The following is a 1,228-nucleotide window of genomic DNA, read 5'->3' as shown; positions in this document are numbered from 1 at the left end:
GGGGATAACATCATTACCGGAAGTGGCGATGATATCATTAATGGTGGAGATGGCAATAACACCATAGTTGCTGGGGGTGGAAATAACATCATTAATAGCGGTGATGGGAATGACATCATAACTGCTGGAGATGAGGATGATATCATTAATGCTGGAGATGGCAATGACACCATAGTTGGTGGGGGTGGAAATAACATCATAACTGCTGGAGATGGGGATGACACCATTAATGGTGGAGATGGCAACGACACCATAGATGCTGGAGATGGGAATGATATCATTAATGGTGCCAATTGGAATAGCTCTACTCCAGGAAGCGGCGAAGTAGATACCCTAACGGGAGGTCAAGGAAATGATAGATTCATCCTTGGCGACTTGAATTGGGTTGGATATGACAATTATGACAATGGAGATACATCTGATTACGCACTGATTACTGATTTTACAGTAAATGATATTATTCAGCTTCAAGGAACAAGTGGTAAATATAGCCTACTTGTTAGTGGTTCGGATACCCAATTATACTTGAATAAACCAGGCTTAGAGCCTGATGAGCTGATCGCTATTCTGAGAAGTACATCTACCTTGAATCTCAGTTTAACAGGAAGTTACTTCAACTACGTTAACAATGATTTACCGCAACGGGGAATCATTAACCTCAATAGCAGTAACTACACCGTTAACGAAAATGGAACGGCGAATATTACATTAACTCGGACTAATGGAAGCGAGGGGGAAGTTAGCGTTATTCTAACCCCTAGTAATGGAAGTGCGAACACCGAAGGTGCGCCTCCGGCGATCGCAGGAGAAGATTATACAAATACACCCATTACTGTCACCCTTGCTGACGGACAAACCAGTAAAAAGGTGACAATCCCGCTCATTGACGACAGTATTTATGAACCGACAGAAACCGTCAACTTAACTCTTTCCAATCCAACTGGTGGCGCCACATTAGGAACCCGACAAACCGCCACCCTGACGATTATTGATAATGACGCAGTACCAGGGGTCATTCAATTTAGCAATGGGACTTACTCCATTAATGAGAATGAAACCCCCGTTACCGCAATCACCCTCGCGCGGATTAATGGAAGTGATGGCGCGGTTAGTGTTACTTTAACACTTAGTAATGGAAGTGCGGACACCGAAGGTGCGCCTCCGGCGATCGCACCTGGTGACTACAATAACACTTCAATTACGGTCAACTTCGCCAATGGGGAAACCA

Annotated in this window: 1 protein-coding gene; it reads left to right on the top strand. The window is 44.3% G+C overall.

Annotated features, from left to right (window positions below; genetic code table 11):
• A partial coding sequence (locus tag ASL19_RS11320) for a calcium-binding protein (protein WP_304437818.1) occupies window positions 1-1,228 on the top strand: 1,228 nt, incomplete at both ends.

The sequence above is a fragment of the Cylindrospermopsis sp. CR12 genome, from assembly GCF_001432185.1.
Lineage (GTDB): Bacteria > Cyanobacteriota > Cyanobacteriia > Cyanobacteriales > Nostocaceae > Raphidiopsis > Raphidiopsis raciborskii.
The sequence above is the reverse complement of the archived record's forward strand: the minus strand, read 5'-3'. Positions and strand labels throughout refer to the sequence as shown.